The following is a 20,673-nucleotide window of genomic DNA, read 5'->3' on the forward strand; positions in this document are numbered from 1 at the left end:
TCCAATTGCGCAATGCCATTGCGTTCCTGTCCACATGAATCCCGGGGGCCGCTGCCCGGGCGAGCGCGCAGTATCGCATGCGGCGCCCGCCCGGCGGCAAGCTCAGAACGCGGCGATGCCGGTCTGCGCCCGGCCCAGGATCAGGGCGTGGATGTCGTGCGTGCCTTCGTAGGTGTTGACCACCTCGAGGTTGACCATGTGGCGGATGATGCCGAACTCGTCCGAGATGCCGTTACCGCCGAGCATGTCGCGCGCGGTGCGGGCGATGTCCAGCGACTTGCCGCAGGAATTGCGCTTCATGATCGAGGTAATCTCGACCGCCGCCGTGCCCTCGTCCTTCATGCGGCCCAGGCGCAGGCAGCCCTGCAGGCCCAGCGTGATTTCGGTCTGCATGTCGGCCAGCTTCTTTTGCACCAGCTGGTTGGCCGCGAGCGGCTTGCCGAACTGCTTGCGGTCGAGTACGTACTGGCGCGCGGTATGCCAGCAGTCTTCCGCCGCGCCGAGCGCGCCCCAGGCGATGCCGTAGCGGGCCGAGTTCAGGCAGGTGAACGGGCCCTTCAGGCCGCGCACCTCCGGGAAGGCGTTTTCTTCCGGGCAGAACACTTCGTCCATGACGATTTCGCCGGTGACCGAGGCGCGCAGGCCGAACTTGCCGTGGATGGCCGGGGCCGACAGGCCTTTCCAGCCTTTTTCCAGCACGAAACCGCGGATCGCGCCTTCGTCGTCCTTGGCCCAGACCACGAACACGTCGGCGACCGGCGAGTTGGTGATCCACATCTTCGAGCCGCTGAGCGAGTAGCCGCCCGCGACCTTGCGCGCGCGCGTGACCATCGAGCCGGGGTCGGAGCCGTGGTTCGGTTCGGTCAGGCCGAAGCAGCCGATCCATTCGCCGGTGGCCAGCTTGGGCAGGTATTTCTGTTTCGTCGCTTCATTGCCGAACTCGTGGATCGGCACCATCACCAGCGAGGACTGCACGCTCATCATCGAGCGGTAACCGGAATCGACGCGCTCGACTTCGCGCGCGATCAGGCCGTATGACACATAGTTCAGGCCCGGGCCACCGTACTGTTCGGGAATGGTCGGGCCCAGCAGGCCGAGTTCGCCCATCTCGCGGAAAATGGACGTGTCCATGGTCTCGTGGCGGAAGGCCTCGAGGATGCGCGGTTTCAGCTTGTCCTGGCAATACGCGCTAGCGGCGTCGCGCACCATGCGCTCCTCGTCGTTCAGCTGCGCGTTCAGCAGCAGCGGGTCATCCCAATGAAACTGGGCTTTTTGTCTCATGATGTTGTTCTTTCTCGGTTGTCGCTTCAGTCTGCCGTTGCGGTGAGACGCTCGGCGTTCTCGTGGCGCTGCTGTTCTTCCATGACCAGTTCGCCCAGCAAGCGTTTGATGCGATTGAATTCCGGATCGGCCGGGTCGCGCGGACGTTCCAGCGTGATCGGCACATCGCGCTTGATGGTGCCGGGGCGGTAGGTCATGACGATGGTGCGGTCGGCCAGGTAGACCGATTCCTCGATGCTGTGCGTGACGAACACGATGGTGGTGCCGAATTCCTTCCAGATCTTCAGCAGCTCATCCTGCAGGTTGCGCCGGGTGAGCGCGTCGAGCGCGCCGAAGGGCTCGTCCATCAGCATCACCGGCGACTCCAGCGCCAGCACGCGCGCGATCGCCACGCGCTGGCGCATGCCGCCCGACAGCTCCTTCGGATAGCGCGCACGGAAATCCTGCAGCTTGAGCATGTTCAGCAGGAAGTCGACGCGCTCCCTGATCTCGGCCGGGGTGCGCCCTGCCACTTCGAGGCCGAAGGCGATGTTCTTCTCGATCGTCATCCAGGGGAACAAGGCGTACTCCTGGAACACCATGCCGCGGTCGGGGCCGGGATTGGTGACCGGCTGGTCGCCGACCAGGATACGCCCGGAGGTCGGATGCGAAAACCCGGCAAGCGCGTTGAGCAGGGTCGACTTGCCGCAGCCCGACGGGCCCAGCAGGCAGATGAACTCGCCGCTGGCGATTTCCAGGTTGATGTCCCTGAGCGCGACGACTTCGCCGCCCTCGCTGGCGAATACCTTATTGACGCCGTTGATATGGATGGCTGTCATATCGTCTCCTTAATGGTTGTCGAGACCGCGATGCCACTTCAGCAAGTGGTTGTTCAGCGCACTCATGCCGGTATCGATGGCCAGCCCCAGCAGTCCGATGGTGAACATGCCGGCGATGATCTTGTCGGACCAAAAATACTCGCGTGCCTCCAGGATGCGGAAGCCGAGGCCGTTGTTCACCGCGATCATTTCGGCAACGATCACGACGATGAAGGCGGTACCCATGCCGATGCGCGCCCCGGCCAGGATGTAGGGCGTGGCGGCCGGCAGGATGACGCGCCGGAACATCGTCATGCGGCCGACGCCGAGGTTGCGCGCCGCCCGGATATAGATCGAGTCGACCTGGTGCACGCCGGCGATGGTATTCATCAGCACCGGGAAGAAGGAACCCAGGCTGATCAGGAAGAAGGCCGGCGGGTTGCCCAGGCCGAACCACAGGATCGACAGCGGGATGTAGGCGATTGGCGGAATCGGCCGCAGGATCTGCACCAGTGGGTCGAACAGTTTGTAGATGGCCCGGTTGGTGCCCATCAGCAGGCCGAGCGGCAAGGCCAGGCCGGCGCCGATCGCGAAGCCGACCAGCACCCGCGTCAGGCTGCCGTAGGCGTCTTCCAGCAATTCGCCGGACAGCAGCCAGCGCAGGTAACTGCCCTGGGCCGGATCGTAGGCGCTGAGCGGCAACAGGTACTCGCCCCATTTATGCAGTACGGCGACGGGCGAAGGCAGCACCTGCGGATTGACCCAGCCCAGCGACGACGCTGCCTGCCATACGAGCAGCGCCACCAATGGGACTGCGGCACCGTGCGCCAGGCGCCGGAGCGACAGAACATTCATCCCGTCCCCCTTTATTTTGCGGCCGACTTCTTGGCTGCCTGCAGCAGATCGAGCTTGACCCAGTCCTTCGCCGCCGGCGGGGTCGCCATGCGGCCGACGTTGTACTTCATCATGTAGTCGGTGGTCAGCTGGACGTGCTCGACCGTGATGTCGTCGGTGAACTTGGCGTTCTCCATCGCGTCGCGGTAATCCTCGGACGATACCTGGTTCTTGAACATCGACTCACGCACATACTTCTCGGCCAGTTTCGGATCGGCGAGGAACTTGCGAGTGGCATCCACGAAGCACTGCATGAAGCGCTGGGCGACGTCGCGTTTTTCCTTGTACATCTTTTCCGACATCACCAGGGCGCGGGTCGGCTCTTCCAGCGGGGTATCGTAGGGCTTGATGATTTCGTTGCCGTATTTTTTGTTGATGGCCTGGGTCGAGTAAGGCTCGGACTGGCTCATCGCATCGATGTTCTTGGTCAGCAGCGCCTGGTTCAGGTCCGGATAACCCATGTAGACAATCAGCACGTCCTTGCCCGGCTTGTCCGACCAGGTCATGTGGTGCTTGGACAGCTCGGCGAACAGCAGGATTTCCTGCGGACCGCCGCGCGTCACGCCGACCTTCTTGCCCTTCAGGTCGGTGATTGAATGGATGTTCAGGTCGGGTCGGCCGACGATGCGCACGCCACCCTTGGCGAAACCGGCCACCAGGTAGACCGGCACGCCGCTGGCGCGGCCCGAAATCGCCGCCTCCAGCGCGCTGGCGGACACATCGACTTCACCGGCGATCATCGCCGGGACGATATCGAGTCCCTTCGCGAAGACGCGCTCTTCGATCTTGAGATTGTATTGCGGCGCGATTTCCTTCATATAGGCCACGGCGCCGTAATGGGCGAACTTGAGGTTGCCCAGACGCACCAGATCGGCCGCATGCGCGGCCAGCGGGAATTGCACGGCCGCGGCCATGCCAATCGCGACTGCCAGTGTTTTAACGTTAACGAATGCTTTGATACGGTTGGCGAATGCCATTGTCGTCTCCTTGATGATTGATGTGTTATGCGCACTCTGCGGTACGTTGTTACCGAATTATCAGCACATTCCATGCCAAGCATCGAGGCCCTAGCCCTTGCTCTAAGTCTTTGTTTTAAAATAAAAAGATTAGGCAGCGCACAGGTGCGGAGGCGGCGCATTCCGCAAAACCGCACCAGGCAGGCGAAATTTGTCCGGATTGCCGCACACCGCAGCGGCATGCGATGCATAACTTTTTCACATAGCCTCGTCCCAATCTTTCATCCTTGCAGCTTGCTCAGCGCCTATACTCTCCGCTGCACAATCGAGCGCTGGCTCGCCCTGACTATTCAACATGGCTCTGAATTACATCTGGATCGGCTTTTTCCTGGTTGGCTTCGTCGCGGCGCTGGCTCAGTGGATCTTTCTCGGGGATACCGAGATCTTCAAACGCATCATCGACGGCACCTTCGATTCCGCCAAGATGGGCGTGATGGACATCGCCCTGCCGCTGGCAGGCGTGATGACCTTGTGGCTGGGGATCATGAACGTCGGCGAAAAGGCGGGGGCGATCGGCTGGCTGGCGAAAATCATTTCGCCCTTCTTCTCGCGCATCTTCCCGGAAGTGCCGAAGGACCACCCGGCCACCGGCCACATGGTGATGAATTTCTCGGCCAACCTGCTGGGTCTGGACAACGCCGCCACGCCCTTCGGCCTGAAGGCGATGGAGAGCCTGCAGACCCTGAATCCGCAAAAAGACACCGCCAGCAACGCCCAGATCATGTTCCTGGTGCTGCACACCTCGGGCCTGACCCTGATTCCGCTGGCGATCATGGCCCAGCGCGCGATCCTCGGCGCGAAAGACCCGTCGGACATCTTCATCCCCTGCATGATCGCGACCTATGTCGCCACCGTCACCGGGATCATCGCGGTCTCGATCCGCCAGCGCATCAACCTGCTCAACGGCGTCGTGCTGGGCTGGCTGGGCGGCATGACGGCCGCGATCGCGGGCTTCATCTGGTACGTCACGACCTTCCTCAGCAAGCCGGAAATCGAGACCTTTTCCAAGGTCACCAGCAACCTGATCCTGTTTTCGATCATCGTCGTGTTCATCGTCGGTGCGATGCGCAAGGGCGTCAACGTGTACGAAGCTTTCATCGAAGGCGCCAAGGGCGGCATCCAGACCTCGCTGACCATCATCCCCTACCTGGTCGGGATGCTGGTGGCGATCTCGGTGATCCGCAATTCCGGCGTGCTCGGCTATATCGTGCAAGGCCTGGAATGGCTGATCCGGTTGGCCGGCCTCGACACCGCCTTCACCCCGGCGCTGCCGACCGCGCTGATGAAGCCGCTGTCCGGCAGCGGCTCGAAGGCGATGATGATCGACGCCATGAAGACCTATGGCGTGGATTCCTTCGTCGGACGCCTGGCCTGCATCTTCCAGGGCTCGGCCGACACCACCTTCTACATCGTCGCCCTGTACTTCGGTTCGGTGGGCGTGCGCAAGACCCGTTACGCCATTTCCTGCGGCCTGATCGCGGACCTGGCCGGCATCGTCGCCGCCATCTCGGTGGCCTACGTGTTTTTCGGATAACTCACTCATTAAAGGACCGGCATGTTCCGCATCCGCCCGCTTGCCCTCGCCGCCGCCTTCGTCTCCTTCGCCACCACCCTGCCCGCCCACGCCCAGCTGCCGGAACCGGTGCTGCAGGTGATGCGCACCAACGGCATCGCGGAAGACGCCGTCAGCGTGCTGGTGCTGCGCGGCGACCGGACCCTGATCTCGCACCTGGCCGACCGTCCCATGCAGCCGGCCTCGACCATGAAACTGGTGACCACCCTGGTCAGCCTGGAGACCCTGGGCCCGGTGTTCCGCGGCCGCACCGAGCTGCGCACGACCGGCGAGGTGCAGGGCGAGACGCTGAAGGGCGACCTGATCCTGCGCGGCGGCGCCGACGTCGACCTCTCCAGCGAGGTGCTGGACGACATGTTGCGCAGCCTGCGCTACCAGGGCATCCGCAAGATCGAGGGCCGCCTGGTGGTCGACCGCCAGCTGTTCAATCCGGCCCGCACCGACCTCGGTGCGCCGCCCTTCGACGAGTCGCCGGAAGCGTATTACAACGTCATCCCCGACGCGGCCATGATCAACAAGAACATGCTGCAGCTCGACATGCGCTCGACCGGCTCGCACCTGAAGCTGGCCATGCAGCCCGCGCTGCAGGGCGTGACGATCGGCCACGACATGAAACTGGTGAATGCCGACTGCAAGCAATGGGATGACGGCTGGCAGCTGCCGGAAGCGGTGCCGCAGAAGAACGGCGGGATCAAGGTGGTGCTGCACGGGACCTTCCCGAAGAACTGCAACCAGAGCTATTCGATCAACGTGATCGACCGCCAGGAATATGTGGACCGCCTGTTCCGCGCCAGCTGGAAACGGCTCGGCGGCACGATGTCCGGCGCCGCCATCGAAGGCGCGACGCCGCCGGAGTCGCGCCTGCTGGCCGCGCACGTCTCGCGCACGCTGCCGGAAATCGTCCGCGACACCAATAAACCCTCCGACAACCTGCTGGCGCGCCTGCTGTTCCTGAGCCTCGGCGCGTTGGAAGCGGATCCGGTGCTGGGCAGCCGCCCGGCGGCGGGCGGCGCCGAAACCACGCTCTCGCGCAGCGATGCCGTCGTGCGCAACTGGATGCGCGCCCACGGCATCGATGACAGCGGCCTGGTGCTGGAAAACGGCTCCGGCCTGTCGCGCACCGAGCGCATCACCCCGGTGCAGATGGGCGGCCTGCTGCAGGCCGGCCTGCGCAGCAACTGGGCGCCGGAGTTCCAGTCCAGCATGCCGATCGTGGGCGTCGACGGCACCATGCGCCGCCGCCTGCACGACAGCCCGGCGGCCGGACGCGCGCGCATGAAGACCGGCACCCTGCACAACGTGGTGGCCCTGGCCGGCTATGTGCCGGACGCCAGCGGCCAATCCCTCGTCGTGGTGGCCCTGGTCAACAGCGACCTGGCCGGCAATGGCCGCGGCCGCGCCGTGCTCGACACCCTGGTCGACTGGGTGGCGCACCAGAACGGGCCGGCCCAGCCGGTCCTCGCCATTCCCGGCGAGGCGGCGCCGGCGCAGCCCGAGCAGCCGGCGCCGCCGGCCCCGCCGCAGGGCCAGGACGGCATGCAGCGCCAGCCTGTGCCGCAACCCGTGGGCGCCGTCCAATGAGCGCAGGACACGCGTTCCGCATCCGCCGCTTCGCGCCGCAGGAGTGGCCGGCCTACCGCGCCCTGCGCCTGCGCTCGCTGGTTGACGCGCCGAACGCCTTCGGCAGCAGTTACGCCGCCGAGGAAGCCTGGGCGCAGGAACTGTGGATGGCGCGCCTGACCGCCGCCCAGGTGTCCGGCCGCGATTGCCCACTGGTCGCGGAATCGACCGCGCCGGATGCCATCCTGCTCGGCCTGGTCTGGGCCAAGTGCGACGCCGCGGATGCCGGCATCGTCAACCTGTTCCAGATGTGGGTGGCGCCGGAAACGCGCGGCCGCGGCGTGGCGGCGGCCCTGCTGGACGAGGCCGTCGCCTGGGCGCGCACGATCGGTGCACACACCGTCCAACTGGGCGTCGTCTGTGACAACCAACCGGCCATCCAGCTCTACGTTCGCAAAGGTTTTCGCAAGGTCGGCGAACCGGAGCCGATCCGGCCGGGATCGGCGCTGCTCGAGCAAACCATGCTTTTGAGCGTCTAAAAAGCCCTCATGGCGGCGTTGCATTCGTCTCGCCGTACTAGCGTACTGTCTTCGACGATGCGCCTTGCCCCGAGGGTTTTGTTAGACGCTCTTTATTGGAAGTTTAATCCGGCTTGCTGGCCCCTCCCGCCGTACTGGCCTGCGCAGTCGCTGCCGGCGCCGCCCCCGCGCCGACCTGCGCGGTCGCGTTCCTGCTCGGCTCCAGCCAGGGCGTGCCGGCCATGTTCGGCTTGGCTTCCACCAGCGAGACCTTGGCCCCCGTGCTTTCGCGGATCGCGCGCACCACGTCCATCATGGTCGATTCGGTGAATTTTTCCGGCGTGCCGAGGAACATGCCGCCCAGGCGCCGCGGCCATTGCATAATGCCGCCCTCGGGCTTGGTGAAGACGGCGTACATGTCGAGGTGGTAGCCGGTCTTGTAGGGGAACAGGCAGGCGACCAGGTTCATGTCCTCGGTGCCGCGCACGCGCGGGGTCGCCTTGGCCGTCCACGAGGCGCCGTCGCAGCTCGGGCCCTTGGCGACGGGTGGGCCACCCGCAGGGGTGGCCGGCGGGGCGCTGGTCGGATCGGCGATCTTGAAGTGGCCGGGCAGCTCGGTCGCCTCGACCCCGCCCGGGGTCGACACCACCGCATCCTTCACGTTGCGGTTGATGCCGTCGGTGGCCGCCTTGGCGACTTTGTCCGCGGGAACCTCGGTCTTGATGTCGAAGACCCGGTAGTACTCCACCGTCGTGCTGCGCGAGGCCAGCGGATTGCTGCCGCCCTCGGTGCTGCATCCTGCCAGCACGGCCGCCACCGCGCAGGCCATCATCGTGCCTCTCATCTCGCACCTCCCTGTTGGTTGGACGTCTGTTACACGTCCGATTTTCAGGTGCGCTCATGCAGCATGAATGAGTTGGCTCAAGCTTGCGCAGGCGCCGTCAGCATGGCGCCACAGGGATGCCAGGAAGCGTCAGAGAACGCGGCGGAATGTCTGGCGCACCAGCGTGCGGTCACCGCAATCGAAGTGCCACCACTCGGTGTTGATGCCGACGAAGCCGGCCTGGAACATGGCCTCGCGCAGCAGGCGGCGGTGCGCTGCCTGCGCTTCGCCCAGCGCGCCGCTGCGGATGAAACCTTCTTCCAGCGCGGGGTGCGAGAGTTCGGTCATGTCGTCGAAGCCGGTGCCCATGTCGAGCTCGCGTCCGTGTTCGTCGAGGATCGTGATGTCGAGCGCCATGCCGTAGGAGTGGATCGAACCGCGCGCCGGATCCGCCAGGTACATCTGCAGGCCGGTGCCCTCGAGCGTGTCCCACAACTGCTGCTGCACGCGCTGCGGGCGCAGGGCGTCCAGCACCAGCGGCGTGCAGCCGGGCCGCTTTTGCTTCAGCCAGGCCACCACGCGCTCCAGCGCCGCGGCGGCATCGACGTGCAGCCAGGCGCAATCGTAGGGCGAGTACAGGTCGTGGCCGACGAAGTTGTTGGGGCTGGCGTAGCGCAGGTCGACGGCGATGCCGGCGATGGTGGAGAGGTGGCGGAACTCGGGATCGCCGGCGATGTCTTCGCTGGCGATCGTCAAGGGTCCGGTAATACTCATGAACTTCCTTTGTCTAACAGGGCGCGGGCCGTCGCGCCGATACAGTTGGCCAGCTCGCGCGCACCGTGCGACAGCGGCGCGTGGCTCGCCGTCAGCAGGTAGAGCTGGACCGGCATGGTCGGCGCCCACTGGCGGCACTGGACCTTGTCGCGCGCCGCCGAGGCCGCCGTGAACGGATCGAGCACCGCACTGCCGGCGCCGGCCTCGACCAGCGAGCGGGCGATCTGGTAGGTCTGCACCACGGTGTGGAAGACCGGATGCACGTCCTGGGCTTCGCAGGCCGCCACCACCATCTCGCCAAGCGGGTCGCGGTCGGCCAGGCCGATCAGCTCGCCGGACAGGGCGCTGGGCGTGATCGGTTCGCGGCATTCCGCCTCGCTCCAGGTGCCGCGCGGCGCCATCACCATCAGGTTGCCGGCGGCGATCGGCTCGGCCTCGATGCCGGGATGGCGCGGGTCCTGCAGCGACAGCGCCAGGTCGGCCTCGCCCAGGCGCAAGGCGTTCACGATCTCGCTGGTGTGGAAGGTCGCCAGTTCGCAGCGTGTCTGGGCGAAGTCGCGGCGCCAGACCGTCAGGGCAGCCGGCAGCACGCTGACCGCGATGGTCGGCGTCGACACCAGGCGCACGGTCTCGCTGGCGCGGTTCTTGAGGCTGGCGGCCAGGCGGCGGATGCCCTGCAGGTCGCGGTTCAGCTTTTCGGTCTCGGCGAACAGGCGATGCGCTTCCGGCTTCGGATACAGTTTTCCGCGCACGCGCTCGAACAGCGGCATGCCCAGCTGCAGCTCGGCATGCTGCAGCACCTTGGTCACCGCCGGCTGCGAGATGTGGAGGACCTGGGCGGCACCGCTGATGGTGCCGACCTGCATGATGGCGTGGAAAACTTCGATATGGCGCAGGCGCATCGCTTTATTCCTTCTGGGTGAAAGGGGAAGGATACGAAAAACTGGCGCTGCCGGATAGCATCAATGCTGATCTTTTACGGGCGGTGTTGCGGGAACGGCATTCGGGTCGATGGCCGTGTCCGGCACCGGCGTGGGCGCCGGCTCGGCGGGAGGCGTCACCGGCGCCGTGAACATCGGCGCCGGCGGCACCGGCGGCAGCGGCCCGGCCGGGTTGGTCAGCGCTTCCAGCAGGGCGGCGGTCTCGACGTCGGGCATGCCGTCGATATTCGCCGGGCGGTATTTCATCTGGAAAGCCGACAGCACGGTGCGGGTCTGCTCGTCCAGGTTGCCGGACTGGACCAGGCCATAGCCCCAGGTCGCCAGCTTCTTCTGGAACCAGGCCACGTCCGGCAGCTGGGTCTGGAAGATTGGCGTCACGGCGGCCACGCGGGTCGCGTCCGGCCACGTCACCAGGCCGGCCGCGGCCAGCTGCTTCCACGGGAACATCGGGCCCGGGTCCTGCTTGCGCAGCGGCGCGATGTCGCTGTGGCCGAGCACGTTCTCCGGCGTGATGTGGTTGCGGATGACGATGTCGCGCACCAGCGGGATCAGGGCGTCGATCTGGGTTTGCGGGAAGGGTGCGTAGACGCGGCCGTTCGGCGTGTCCTTCCAGCCCGGATTGACGATCTCGATGCCGATCGAGCTGTTGTTCAGCTGCGTGAAATTCTTCCAGCTCGAATTGCCGGCATGCCAGGCGGCGTTCTTTTCGTCGACCAGGTTGTAGATGGTCGGCTTCGGCTCGTCGGTGACCAGGTAATGGGCGCTCACCTCCTGTTCGGTCAGGATCTTGATCGAGGATGGGCGGTCGCTCACGGTGTAGTGCAGCACCAGGAAGCGGGCGCGCGAACTCTGGCCCTTGGCCGTGTAGGTCTTGTCATACTGCGGTCCGGTGGCGCAGCCGGCCAGCAGGGCGATCAGGAGGGTGGCGGCAAGGGTTTTCATGGTCGGTTCGGTCTCGTTGATTGTTCGATACGTGATAGGGGCATTATGCCGGGCTAGGCCGGCGCACGCGGCGGCGCGAGCGCCATGCGTGCGGCCGCGTAGTGCGCGCCGCCAGCCGTCTGGGTGAAGGGCAGTCCGGGCGGCAGCAGTGCGCGCATCGACGCCACGATTGCCGGGTGCAGCTCGGCCGCGCGGCCCGATACGGCCACCGGGCGCGGGCCGAAGCGGCCGATGAGAGCCTTGGCCAGGCGCGCCAGTTCGCAGCCGGCATTGTGCAGGATGGCGGCGGCGGCCGGGTCCTGGTCGGCGACGGCGGCGACGGCGAGGGCCAGCTTGCCGACCGCGCCGCGTTCCTGGCCGTAGATGAACTGGCGCGAATACGCCCAGTCGTCGCCGCCGACGTAATCGAACACGGCCTGCGCCATGGCCGACGCGCGCCAGGCACCGGGCGTTTCGTCTTCGAGGCGCCAGATGTGGCGCAGGGCTTCCTTCGCGATCCAGAAGCCGCCGCCGCCATCGTCCAGCACCACGCCGCGGCCGCCGGCGCGGTGGAACTGGCCGCCGGCGTCGATGAAGGCGCCGATCGAGCCGGTGCCGGCGTACACCAGGTAGCCCTCTCCGGGCGCAAAGCTGGCGCGGTAGGCGATTTCCATGTCGCTGCAGAAGTGGACATCCGCCGGCTGCACGTGCAGCAGTTCGGCCAGCCAGCGCTGCAGCAGTTCGCCGTCGCCGCCGAAGCCGGTCAGCCCGGCCTGCACCCGCGCCGGCACCCCGTGCAGCAGCACCGCGGCAGCCAGTTCGGCGAAGGTGGCGCGCACGGTGTCGCGCCCATGCGGGCTGCCCATCTGCAGGGCCGACAGGCCGGCCACCGTGCCCTCGGCCAGGATGGCGCCATCCGGCGCGGCGAGCGCCCAGCGGGTCTGGGTGCCGCCGGCGTCGATGCCGAGACCCAGTTCGATGGGGGATGAGGAAAGGATCATGCTTTCTTCCAGGCCTGGACCCGTGCGCTTTCGTTGCCGAGCCGGTCGATCGCGCTGACCACCACCAGGTCGGTGGCGCCCAGCGTCGCATCGTCCGCCACGTCCCACTCCGCGCGCGACGCCGGCACCACCGCGAAGCGCCACTGGCCGCCGTAGCGCGACCACACCGCATACAGGGCGCTGGCCTTGCCGGGCGCCAGCTTGAGGCGCACGGCGCCGCCCTTGCGGGTCGCCGCCACCGAGGGCGCTTCCGGCACCGCCTTGCCCAGCCAGGGCGTGGCCGGCGCCAGCGCCGGGGTGGCGTAGGAGATGGTGCGCAGCTGGTCGGCGAGGCCCTTGCGGTTTTCCATCAGCGCGACCATGCTGAAGTGGACGTGGCCGCCAGCCGTCGGACGCGAGCGGGTGACCGCGATCTGCTCGATGATTTCCTGCGGCGGATAGTCCTTGGCGGGCGGCGCGATGCCGACCCGGCTGGTATACAGGCCCGGCCACACGTGGCGGCCCAGGGTGTTCTGCCCGAGCCAGTAATCGAGCAGCACGTCATAGGCCTGGCCCGGCTGCTTGATCGACCAGTAGAGCTGGGGCGTGAAATAGTCGAGCCAGCCGTTCTGCAGCCAGGTCTCGGCGTCCGCGTACAGCTTGTCGTACTGCGAAAAGCCGACGATGCCGGGCGGACGGCGGTCCGGGCGGCCCAGGCCGAAGGGGCTGATGCCGAAGCGCACCCAGTGCTTTTCCTTGTGGATGCCTTCGTACAGCGCCTGGATCAGGCGGTTCACGTTCTGGCGGCGCCAGGACGCGCGGTCCAGCTTGCCGCCACCGGCCAGGTAGCGCTGCCAGGACGGCTCGTCCGGGAAGTCGAGTTCCCCCTTGGCGGTCCTGCCCTCCAGCGCCGCGCCTTCGGCGCCGGTCGCGCTCGGGGCCGGGATCGGGTAGGGATAGAAATAATCGTCGATGTGGACGCCGTCGATGTCGTAGCGGCGCACCACGTCGAGCACCACGTCCAGGGTCTGGCGGACGGCGGATTCCTCGCCCGGGTCCATCCATTCGTACTTGCCGTAGGTCTTGACGGCGGCCGGGTTGCTGCGGGTGATGTGGTTCGGCGCCGCCGGCGACTTCGCGATGTTGTGGCGCGCGCGGTAGGGGTTGAACCAGGCGTGCAGCTCGAGCCCGCGCGCATGCGCCTGCGCGACCCAGAACTTCAGCGGATCGTACCAGGGCTGCGGCGGCCTGCCCTGCTGGCCGGTCAGGTATTCCGACCACGGCTCGATCTGCGAGGCGTAGATGGCGTCGGCCGAGGGGCGCACCTGCAGGATGATGGCGTTCAGGTTCAGGGCCCTGGCGCGGTCGAGGATGGCGATCGCTTCCGCCTGCTGCTGGGCGGCGCTCAGGTTCTGTTTGCTGGGCCAGTCGATGTTGGCCACGGTCGAGACCCAGGCGGCGCGGAATTCGCGCGGCGCAGGGGGCGGGGTGTCGCCATCGCCGGCGCCGGCCGTGGCGATCTTGCCGGCGCCCGGGGTCGTGGTACAGGCCGAGAACAGGCCACTCATCGCCAGCGCGGAGGCCACGCCGGCCAGCGCGAACGCACGTCGTTTCCGATCAGCTTGCATTAAAAACTGCTCCGAATAATCATTAAACTTTCACGAACCATTTTTTGCGCCACATGGCCCAGGCCACCGCGAACATGCAGGCATTGAACAGCAGCGCATGCAGCAGCGAGGTGTTCACGGGTCCGATGGGCAGCGCGGCGAGCGGCGCATACAGCGTCTTGCCCAGCGAACGCAGGCTGCCGTCCGGCTGGGTGAATTTGATGTAGCCGAACATCTTGGCCACGAAACCCGACAGCGCGAAGATGAACAGCGCATTCATGCCGTAGATGACGAAGGGCCGGCTCCAGCGCGCCGCAAGCTCGCGCACGCCGGCATGGGGATTCACGTCCAGCAGCCAGTAAAAGGCGGAAAACACGATCAGGGCCCAGCCCGTCATCAGGAAGCAATAGGACGGGGTCCACAGGCTCTTGTTAATTGGCATCAGAATGGTATCGAAAATCACGCCGAGCCAACAACACAGCAGACCGGCCAGCAGCATCCAGACAGTCTGCTCGGTGCGGTTCACATCGGTCACGAGCCAGCGCCCGGCCAGCACCCCGAACAGCTGGCTGCACAGCGCGGGTAATGTCGACACCAGCCCTTCCGGATCCCAGGTTTTGCTCTGCACCCACAAGTGCTTGCCGAGAACGGCGCGGTCGATCCAGGCGCCGAAGTCCTGGCCCGGCTCCAGTACCCCGGCGCCGATGCCGGGCACCGGCACCACCAGCATCAGCACGCTGTACAGGCCCAGGAGGGCCGCGATGATCGCCAGCTGCATGCGCCAGCCGCAGTAGACCACGATGGGTGCGGCCAGCAGCGTGCACAGGGCGATCCGCTGCAGCACGCCGGGAATGCGCACCTTCTCGACGTTAAAGTAGGGCATGAAGTTGAGCAGGAAGCCGATCAGGAATATCAGCGCGGCGCGCTTCGCCAGTTTCATCAACAGGCGCGGCCGGTCGGCGCCCAGCGCCGCGAGGCGGCCCAGCGACAGCGCCATCGCGACGCCGCCGATGAACAGGAAGAAGGGGAAGATACAGTCGGTGAAGGTCCAGCCGTTCCACTTCGCGTGTTCGAGCTGGGCGTACAGGTGGCCCCAGTCGCCCGGATTATTCACCAGCACCATCGCGGCGATCGTGAAGCCGCGGAAGGCGTCGAGCGAAGCCAGGCGCCCCCCAGCGTCACGCATCCTGTTTCTTTCCGAATTCGGGATCGATCCTCACCAGCGCCGCCATGATAAAGGCCGGCACGGTCGCCAGGCAGGTCCAGACGAAGAAATGCTGGTAGCCCAGCATCTCCTGCAGCTTGCCGCTCCACATGCCCGGCACCATCATCCCCAGCGCCATCAGGCCGGTGCAGATCGCGTAGTGCGCGGTCTTGTACGGCCCCTCACAGACCATGATCATGTACATCATCATGGCGGTGAAGCCGAAGCCGTAGCCGAACTGCTCGATCGCCAGGAAGCCCGCGATCACGCCCAGGTTCTGCGGCTGGGCCGAGGATAAATAGACGAACACCAGGTCCGGCAGGTGCACCGCGACCACCATCAGCCACAGGCAGCGCTTCAGGCCCCAGCGCGAGATCAGCCAGCCGCCGAACAGGCCGCCGATGGTCAGCGCGATGATGCCGATGGTGCCGTAGGCGGTGCCGTACTGCTCGTTGCTGAGGCCCAGGCCGCCCGCGGCCACCGCATCCTTCAGGAAGGGCGCGACCAGTTTCAGCAGCTGGGCCTCGCCGAGGCGGAAGGTCAAAATGAAACCGAGGATCAGCCAGATGTCGCGCTTGCCGAAGAAGCTGCCGAAAGTGGCCAGGAAGGCGCGCAGCGGGTTCGTGCCCTCTGCCGCCTTGTGGTCGGCGCTTGGTCGCGGCAGCACCGCCTGGTGCCAGGCGCACAGCGCGAAGAACAGGCCCGCCAGCACGAAGAACACGATGGCCCAGGCCTGGTGCACATCGCCCAGCGAGGTCGTCAGGGCGCCGACCAGGATCACCAGCGGCCCCTGCCCCATCAGCGTCGCCAGGCGGTAGAAGGTCGAGCGCACGCCGACGTAGGCCGCCTGCTGCTGCTGGCGCAGGCCGAGCATATAAAAGCCGTCGGCCGAGATGTCATGGGTGGCCGAAGCAAAGGCCATCAGCCACATGACGGCCAGGCTGACCGTGAAGAAGGCGGGCAGGTGCAGGGTCGCGCCGACCGCGCCGAGGGCGGCCGCGATCGCCAACTGCAGCGCGACGGTCCAGCCGCGCTTGGAACCGAACATGTCGACCAGCGGCGACCACAGGGGTTTGATCACCCACGGCAGATACAGCAGACTGGTATAGAAGGCGATGTCGGTGTTGGAGATCCCCATGTCCTTGTACATGACGACCGACAGGTAGTTGGCGACGATGTAGGGGATCGCCTGGCCGAAGTACAGGGAGGGCACCCACAGCCATGGGTTCTTTGCTTGCGATGTCTGCATAAGTCTTTCGTGATCCCGGGCCGGCGCTGTTCCCCACGGTGGGAAAGCTCAGCCGGCCATCAGGAAACCAAGGCAGCGCGCACGCTGCCGTTCGCGCTGTCCAGCAAGGCGCGCGCCTGCTCGACCTGGATTTTCCTGGACAAGGCCACGATCGCGACCTTGACGTGGAAGCCGCACTGCTCCAGCACCTGGCGCGCAGACTCCTCGTCGGCGCCGGTGGCGAAGGTCGTCAGGCGGATCGCCCGGCGCACCAGCTTGGCGTTGGTCGCCTTCAAGTCTACCATCAGGTTGCCATAAACCTTGTTCAAACGCACCATCAAGGCGCTCGAAAAGGTGTTCAGCGCGATCTTTTGCGAGGTGCCGGCTTTCAGGCGGGTGCTGCCCGAGATGGCTTCCGGGCCGGTGTCCAGGGTGACGCCGATTTCCGCCTCGTTCGCGACCGGCGCATCCGGGTTGTTGGCGAAGCCGATGGTCAGCGCCCCGGCCGCGCGTGCGGCGCGCAGCGCGCCCAGCACGTAGGGCGTGCCGCCGGAGGCCGCGATCAGCAGCACCACGTCGTCCGGCCCCACGTTCACGCCGTGCAGGTCGGCAGCGCCCTGTTCGAGGTCATCCTCGGCGCCTTCGACGGCGACGAACATCGCATCGCTGCCGCCGGCCAGCAGCGCCACCGCGCGGCCGTGGGGCCAGGAGAAGGTCGGGTAGAGTTCGACGCTGTCGAGCACGCCCAGGCGGCCCGAGGTGCCGGCGCCGACGTAGATCAGGCGCCCGCCCGCTTCCATGCGCGGCAGCGCGGCCGTGACGGCGGCGGCAATGTGCGGCGCGGCGGCGCGGACGGCCTCTACGGCCTTGAACTGATCGTCGACCAGCACGTTCACCAGCTCGGTGGTGGGATATTGGTCCAGGGAAGCGTGTTCTGCGGCGGGGGTTTCGGTGTTCAGCATAATAAAACCAGTGTAATACCAATCACAACAGCCTGCCATGAAAGGATCGGGCGTTATCATTCCGAAAAGTTATGCACAGGCGCGGCCTATTCATTGGCAACGCCTGCAGCGACTCCGTATGCTGGAAAGACAAGGACAAGGAGACGGAATGGAGCACGGCAGACGCAAGCTACTGGGCATGGCTTTATTGGGCCTGATCGATCCACTGATGGCCGCCACGCCGGCGCCGGGCGGCGCGCCGGCCGCCGTGAAGGCAAGCCTCGACCGCGAGCTGGCGGCGATCGCGGCGAATCCGGCCTGCGAGCTGGCCAGCCTGTCGGTGCTGGCGATCCGCGACGGCCGCATCGCCTACGAGGGCCAGTTCGGCCGGCGTTTCATCGGCACGCCGGGTGCGGCCGGCGGCCTGGCGGACCAGCCGGTCGACGCGCATACCCTGTTCCGCATCGCCTCGATCTCGAAGATGATGACCACGCTCGGCCTGATGCGCCTGGTCGAAGAGGGCAAGCTCAGCCTGGATGCCGACGTCTCCGCCTACCTCGGTTTTACGCTTCGCAATCCGCACTTCCCGGACCAGCCGATCGTCCTGCGCCAGCTGCTGACGCACACCTCGTCCCTGCGCGACGAAGCCGGCTATTCCTGGGGCGTGGATACGGCGTTGAAGGACGTCCTCGATCCCGGCAGCCGGCTGTATGGCGAAGGAAGGATGTGGGCGGCGAACGCCGGTCCGGGCGCCTATTTCACGTATTGCAACCTCGGCTGGGGCGTGATCGGCACCATCATGGAAAGGGTCACGGGCGAGCGCTTCGACCGCCTGATGCGGCGCCTGCTGGTCGATCCGCTGGGCCTGCACGCCGGGTATAACCCGTCCGAGCTGCCGGCCGCCGACATCGCCAACATCGCCACCCTGTACCGCAAGCGCACCGTCGACACCGAGGTCTGGGATGCGAACGGTCCCTGGATCGCCCAGGCCGACGACTACAGCAAGGCCCCGCCGGCGGCGCCGCCCGGCATCGAGCGCTACCGCATCGGGACGAACGCCACGCCCTTCAGCCCGACCGGCGGCCTGCGCATCTCGGCCCGCGACATGGGCGTCGTGATGCGCATGCTGATGAACGGCGGGGTACATGAAGGCAAACGCCTCCTGCAGCAGGCGACGCTGGACCGGATGTTCGCGCGCCAGTGGACCTACGATGGAAAAGGCGGCAACGGCGACAGCCTGGATGGGCTGTTCAATTGCTGGGGCCTGGGCAACGAGCAGTTCCCGGACGATCCCGCTACCCGCACGCGGCTGGTCGAAGGGGGCGGCTTCGCGGCGGTCGGCCACCTGGGCGACGCCTACGGATTGATGTCGGTATTCGTCGCCGACCTGAAGCAGCGCAACGGCATGGTCGCGCTGGTGGGCGGCACCTCGACCGATCCGCTCGTCTATAAAGGCGTGTATTCCTCGCTGGCGCGCTTCCAGGAACAGATCCTCACGGCGATGCACCGGCGCGCCATTCTGGTGCGCGCATGACCGGCGGTTATGCCCGTCCGCTCTACATTCATTAGCGAAAGCCAGGCCCAGCCCCTAAGCTTCCATGTCATTACCGAAGAAAAATAGTGTGCACGGATGCAAGAAATAATCGTGATCGGCGGCGGGGTAGTCGGCCTGACTTCGGCCTGGTGGCTGCTCGAAGCGGGTCACAAGGTCACGCTGCTCGAACGTGCACCGCAAGTGGGCACCGGCACCAGCTTCAGCAATGGCGGCCAGCTCAGCTACCGCTACGTCTCGCCGCTGGCCGATGCCGGCGTGCCGCTGAAAGCGCTGCAGTGGCTGTTCCAGGAATACGGCCCGCTGCGCTTCAAGCCCCAGTTCGACGCCCACCAGTGGCGCTGGCTGGCGGCCTTCCTCGCCAACTGCCGCGTCGACGCCAACCGCAAGACCACCCACAAGCTGCTCGAGCTGGGCGAACTGTCGCGCCGAGCGATGGTCCAGCTCGAACCGGTGGTGCCGCCGGCGTCTTTCGCGTGGCGCGAGTCCGGCAAGCTGGTGGTGTATCGGACCCGTCAAGCCTTCGAGGCCGCCACCGCCAAACCCGATGCCTCCCCCACCCGCCAGGTCTGGAGCGCGGCCGACTGCGCGGCCCACGAACCGGCGCTGGCCGCCGTCGCCGGCCAGCTGCAGGGCGGCATCTATAACAGCGGCGAAGCGGTGGCCGACTGCCATGCCTTCTGCGTGGTGCTGGCCGAACGCATCGCCGCCCATCCGCTCTTCAAGGGTTTCGTGCATGGCGACGCCGCGCGCCTGCTCAGCGCCGGCGGCAAGATCACCGGCGTGGCGACCAGCGCCGGCCTGGTGCAAGCCGACGCCTACGTGCTGGCGGCCGGCATGCAGAGCCGCGCGCTGGCGAAGACTGCCGACATCGCGCTGCCGATCTATCCGCTGAAGGGCTACAGCCTGACGGCGCCGATCCGTGCGGGCGACGTGGCGCCGGAGATCAGCGTCACCGACTTCGAGCGCAAGGTGTTGTATGCACGCATCGGCGCCAAGCTGCGGGTTGCGGCCATGGTCGACATGGTGGGCGAAGACCTGAGCCTGGACGCGCGCCGCCTGGCGAGCCTGACGCGCCAGGTGCGCGAAACCATGCCGCATGCGGCCGACTACGACAGCGTCACGCCCTGGGCCGGCTTGCGCCCCGCGACCCCGAACAGCGCCCCGATCGTCGGCCCCTCGCCCTATGCGAACCTGTGGCTGAACATCGGCCACGGCCCGCTCGGCTTCACCTTCGCCTGCGGCACCGCCAGCGTGCTGGCCGACCTGGTGCAAGGCAAGGCCCCACCGTTCTCGCTCGAAGGCCTGACCCTGCGTTAATTGCCCAAAACCGGGGTCAGACTCCGGTTTTTGGAAATATCAGCTGATCAATATTGTGAAGCCTCCGTTCTTGATTTGGCATCCTCGCCGTATTTGTGCCTGACAGTCAAAACTTGAAAAGTGTTCGGACCCCGAATTTTTTTCGCGTCGGTTGAATTTATTTTCGGCAAAAATTATCCGAAGATGAGGCAACTGCTCGCAATATGCCGCCTTCTCGGCGATTCCAAACAGACAGTCCCTCTCACCTGAGCCCCAGAAATGGCGGATAATTGCCGCCATGCCTACCCCGCCCTCATCCGGTTGCCCCTGCGGCAGCAATTTGCCGATCCTGCGCTGCTGCGGCCCCTATATCGCAGGGGCCGAACTGCCGCCGACCGCCGAAGCACTGATGCGTTCGCGCTACACGGCCTATGTGATGCAGGTCGAAGATTACTTGCGCGCCACCTGGCACCCCAGCACCCGGCCCGACGAGCCCCTGATCGACAAAAATGAAAAGATTCAATGGCTCGGACTTGAGATAAAATCTGCTTTACGTTTACGTCAACGTAAAGCAGATCTGCCGGAACAGTTGAATCACGACACCGTCGAATTCGTCGCCCGCTTCAGGGTCAACGGCCGCGCGCAGCGGCTGCACGAGATCAGCAACTTCGTGCGCGAACCTGAAACGCCGGGCGGCGTGGCGCGCTGGTTCTATGTGGACGGCAGCTTCCCCGAGCAAAAAGCCAAGTAAATACCAGCAGGAG

At 66.0% G+C, this 20,673-nt stretch carries 19 protein-coding genes; 6 read left to right on the forward strand and 13 right to left on the reverse strand.

The features are described from left to right. Positions 1–102: 102 nt before the first annotated feature. Genes AM586_RS14815 through AM586_RS14830 form a run of 4 tightly spaced genes read right to left on the reverse strand, consistent with a single transcriptional unit; the run spans position 103 to position 3,949 of the window. Complete coding sequence (locus tag AM586_RS14815) at positions 103–1,281, reverse strand: acyl-CoA dehydrogenase (RefSeq protein ID WP_204116198.1); 1,179 nt, start codon at positions 1,279–1,281, stop codon at positions 103–105. Positions 1,282–1,307: 26 nt separating this feature from the next. After that, on the reverse strand, positions 1,308–2,099 hold the full coding sequence (locus AM586_RS14820) for an ABC transporter ATP-binding protein (protein ID WP_052234064.1): 792 nt from the start codon (positions 2,097–2,099) through the stop codon (positions 1,308–1,310). A gap of 9 nt (positions 2,100–2,108) precedes the next feature. After that, entirely contained in the window at positions 2,109–2,933 is an 825-nt protein-coding gene (locus tag AM586_RS14825; protein WP_052234065.1) for an ABC transporter permease, read from the reverse strand. A gap of 11 nt (positions 2,934–2,944) precedes the next feature. Then, positions 2,945–3,949, reverse strand: coding sequence for an ABC transporter substrate-binding protein (locus AM586_RS14830; protein ID WP_052234066.1), 1,005 nt, complete (start codon positions 3,947–3,949; stop codon positions 2,945–2,947). 334 nt (positions 3,950–4,283) lie between these two features. Here AM586_RS14830 and AM586_RS14835 point away from each other — a divergent pair, with 334 nt between their 5' ends. Genes AM586_RS14835 through AM586_RS14845 form a run of 3 tightly spaced genes read left to right on the forward strand, consistent with a single transcriptional unit; the run spans position 4,284 to position 7,660 of the window. Further along, positions 4,284–5,522 carry a nucleoside recognition domain-containing protein gene (locus tag AM586_RS14835; RefSeq protein WP_052234067.1) on the forward strand — a complete coding sequence of 413 codons (1,239 nt, stop codon included), beginning with the start codon at positions 4,284–4,286 and terminating at the stop codon, positions 5,520–5,522. Positions 5,523–5,543: 21 nt separating this feature from the next. Beyond that, complete coding sequence (dacB, locus tag AM586_RS14840; protein WP_082439352.1) at positions 5,544–7,142, forward strand: D-alanyl-D-alanine carboxypeptidase/D-alanyl-D-alanine-endopeptidase; 1,599 nt, start codon at positions 5,544–5,546, stop codon at positions 7,140–7,142. Continuing rightward, positions 7,139–7,660, forward strand: coding sequence for a GNAT family N-acetyltransferase (locus tag AM586_RS14845; RefSeq protein WP_052234068.1), 522 nt, complete (start codon positions 7,139–7,141; stop codon positions 7,658–7,660). The genes dacB and AM586_RS14845 overlap by 4 nt, the downstream gene beginning before the upstream one ends. Before the next feature lie 103 nt (positions 7,661–7,763). Here the strand turns inward: AM586_RS14845 and AM586_RS14850 are convergent, their stop codons facing one another. The 9 genes from AM586_RS14850 to murQ all read right to left on the reverse strand — a co-directional run bounded on the left by AM586_RS14850 (position 7,764) and on the right by murQ (position 17,079). Next, positions 7,764–8,483: a hypothetical protein gene (locus AM586_RS14850; RefSeq protein WP_156328239.1), complete on the reverse strand. Its 720-nt coding sequence runs from the start codon at positions 8,481–8,483 to the stop codon at positions 7,764–7,766. A gap of 129 nt (positions 8,484–8,612) precedes the next feature. Continuing rightward, a complete protein-coding gene (locus tag AM586_RS14855; RefSeq protein ID WP_052234070.1) occupies positions 8,613–9,236 on the reverse strand; it encodes a M15 family metallopeptidase in 624 nt (207 codons plus the stop codon). Next, positions 9,233–10,138: a LysR family transcriptional regulator gene (locus tag AM586_RS14860; RefSeq protein ID WP_052234071.1), complete on the reverse strand. Its 906-nt coding sequence runs from the start codon at positions 10,136–10,138 to the stop codon at positions 9,233–9,235. The genes AM586_RS14855 and AM586_RS14860 overlap by 4 nt, the downstream gene beginning before the upstream one ends. 60 nt (positions 10,139–10,198) lie before the next feature. After that, positions 10,199–11,119 carry an N-acetylmuramoyl-L-alanine amidase gene (locus AM586_RS14865; protein ID WP_052234072.1) on the reverse strand — a complete coding sequence of 307 codons (921 nt, stop codon included), beginning with the start codon at positions 11,117–11,119 and terminating at the stop codon, positions 10,199–10,201. Between the two features lie 53 nt (positions 11,120–11,172). Continuing rightward, positions 11,173–12,099, reverse strand: coding sequence for an N-acetylglucosamine kinase (locus AM586_RS14870; RefSeq protein WP_052234073.1), 927 nt, complete (start codon positions 12,097–12,099; stop codon positions 11,173–11,175). Beyond that, on the reverse strand, positions 12,096–13,706 hold the full coding sequence (locus tag AM586_RS14875) for a glycoside hydrolase family 10 protein (protein ID WP_052234074.1): 1,611 nt from the start codon (positions 13,704–13,706) through the stop codon (positions 12,096–12,098). Before AM586_RS14875 ends, AM586_RS14870 begins: the two co-directional genes overlap by 4 nt. Positions 13,707–13,728: 22 nt before the next feature. Then, a complete protein-coding gene (locus AM586_RS14880) occupies positions 13,729–14,871 on the reverse strand; it encodes an acyltransferase family protein (RefSeq protein WP_052234075.1) in 1,143 nt (380 codons plus the stop codon). Further along, complete coding sequence (locus AM586_RS14885; RefSeq protein ID WP_052234076.1) at positions 14,864–16,138, reverse strand: MFS transporter; 1,275 nt, start codon at positions 16,136–16,138, stop codon at positions 14,864–14,866. Before AM586_RS14885 ends, AM586_RS14880 begins: the two co-directional genes overlap by 8 nt. 59 nt (positions 16,139–16,197) lie before the next feature. Continuing rightward, positions 16,198–17,079 (reverse strand): N-acetylmuramic acid 6-phosphate etherase, encoded by an 882-nt coding sequence (gene murQ, locus AM586_RS14890; protein WP_052234077.1) that lies wholly within the window; start codon positions 17,077–17,079, stop codon positions 16,198–16,200. A 148-nt stretch (positions 17,080–17,227) separates the two neighbouring features. Here murQ and AM586_RS14895 point away from each other — a divergent pair, with 148 nt between their 5' ends. The 3 genes from AM586_RS14895 to AM586_RS14905 all read left to right on the forward strand — a co-directional run bounded on the left by AM586_RS14895 (position 17,228) and on the right by AM586_RS14905 (position 20,660). Further along, on the forward strand, positions 17,228–18,592 hold the full coding sequence (locus AM586_RS14895) for a serine hydrolase (RefSeq protein ID WP_197416479.1): 1,365 nt from the start codon (positions 17,228–17,230) through the stop codon (positions 18,590–18,592). Between the two features lie 96 nt (positions 18,593–18,688). After that, positions 18,689–19,930 carry a D-amino acid dehydrogenase gene (locus AM586_RS14900; RefSeq protein WP_052234078.1) on the forward strand — a complete coding sequence of 414 codons (1,242 nt, stop codon included), beginning with the start codon at positions 18,689–18,691 and terminating at the stop codon, positions 19,928–19,930. A gap of 277 nt (positions 19,931–20,207) precedes the next feature. Then, a complete protein-coding gene (locus AM586_RS14905; protein ID WP_052234079.1) occupies positions 20,208–20,660 on the forward strand; it encodes a YchJ family protein in 453 nt (150 codons plus the stop codon). Positions 20,661–20,673 lie beyond the last annotated feature (13 nt).

This window comes from Massilia sp. WG5, assembly GCF_001412595.2.
GTDB lineage: Bacteria > Pseudomonadota > Gammaproteobacteria > Burkholderiales > Burkholderiaceae_D > Telluria.